The organism is Francisella noatunensis subsp. noatunensis (assembly GCF_009823375.1).
Taxonomy (GTDB): Bacteria; Pseudomonadota; Gammaproteobacteria; order Francisellales; family Francisellaceae; genus Francisella; species Francisella noatunensis.
Genome location: NZ_WBSX01000176.1, coordinates 1 through 1,458 on the forward strand (window position 1 = coordinate 1; position 1,458 = coordinate 1,458).

Genomic DNA, 1,458 nt, shown 5'->3' on the forward strand with positions numbered 1-1,458 from the left:
TAATGAAAACATGAATAGGTATATCAGACAATTTATACCTAAAGGTACTAACTTTAACAATATATCTCATCAATACATTAGAAAGTTACAGATAGACTTGAATAATAGACCTAAGAAATGTTTAAATTACTTGACACCTAATGAAGTACATTTTGGTATCTCTATAAACATTGAGAATACAATCTAGCAATCAAAGCTATAGTTCTATAGCTAATCCGAGTAACTTTTGAAAGACTGTTGACTTTAATAAGGACACACCATCAAAAACAGTAGTCATCCTCGTGCTTAACACGCAGATCTCTTAAATACTTGGGAGATTCCCGCCTTCGCAGGAATGACTTGATGATTAAATCAACAGCCTTTTTAAAACCATTTTTGTCATCTTATGGATTACCATAGGATCCACTTATTATATGAGCTTTATACTTGGATTCCACGATCAAGTCGTAGCATGACAAAGGAGACTTTGTGCATATATGCCAAAGCGAGAATCTCTCAAAGAGCTAATAGAAATCTCGTATCAAACAGCAAAATAACAACATTTTTAAGTTTTAGTGGTATAAATCACATCCCCATGCTTTATTATTGCTGTATAAAAACTAGACTATCAAGTTAAATATTAGACAATTACTATTTAAGTGATAATGAAAATCATTAATTTATTTTAAATTAAATTAATGAATATTAAATTAATGTAATAATAATGAAAATACTTGCATCACATAATTTTAAGAATATAATGTAGTTTACAGTGGATTAAATTAATTTACTGGATTGCTAAAATTTAAAACATAATAAAAAGGAAAACAAATTATGAAAAAGAAAATGCAAAAAGGTTTCTCACTAGTTGAGTTAATTGTTGTGATCGCTATTATCGCGATCTTAGCGGCAGTTGCTATCCCAATGTACTCTAATTACACCACTCGTGCTAAGTTAGGTTCCGACTTATCTGCTTTAGGTGGAGTTAAGGCTCAAGTAGCTGAAAAAATTGCTGACAATAATGGTACTGTACCAACAACTCTGACTCTAAATGATGCTCCAAGTGGTGCCACATTTGCTAACAGTCAAATTGAATATACATCTCCATCAGTATCTGGTGCAACAATCCAATTAACTCCTACAGTAGGTTCTGGTTCTATTACATGGGCTTGTAACATCAATGGTGTAACAGCATCTCAAGCACCATCCAACTGTACTCAGAGCTAATACATCTCTAAATAGTTAAGTGTGTAACAAGATATCAAACACTATTTAACCGAATTAGTAAATAATTAATTATAAAAATCTAATAATCAAAAGCCGCCTAGAGCGGCTTTTTTATCTGCTAGATTGTATTCTCAATGTTTATAGAGATACCAAAATGTACTTCATTAGGTGTCAAGTAATTTAAACATTTCTTAGGTCTATTATTCAAGTCTATCTGTAACTTTCTAATGTATTGATGAGATATATTGTTAA

The 1,458-nt window shown here is 31.1% G+C and carries 1 protein-coding gene and 2 pseudogenes; 2 read left to right on the plus strand and 1 reads right to left on the minus strand.

Going from position 1 to position 1,458, the window contains the following annotated elements; all coding sequences use genetic code 11:
• Both F8C69_RS10120 and F8C69_RS10125 read left to right on the plus strand, forming a co-directional pair.
• A pseudogene (locus F8C69_RS10120) lies at nucleotides 1–187 on the plus strand (IS30 family transposase); the annotation flags it as partial.
• A 626-nt stretch (nucleotides 188–813) separates the two neighbouring features.
• On the plus strand, nucleotides 814–1,206 hold the full coding sequence (locus F8C69_RS10125; RefSeq protein ID WP_159185046.1) for a pilin: 393 nt from the start codon (nucleotides 814–816) through the stop codon (nucleotides 1,204–1,206).
• A 118-nt stretch (nucleotides 1,207–1,324) separates the two neighbouring features.
• Here F8C69_RS10125 and F8C69_RS11545 read toward each other — a convergent pair.
• Nucleotides 1,325–1,458 (minus strand): annotated as a pseudogene (locus tag F8C69_RS11545) (IS30 family transposase); the annotation flags it as partial.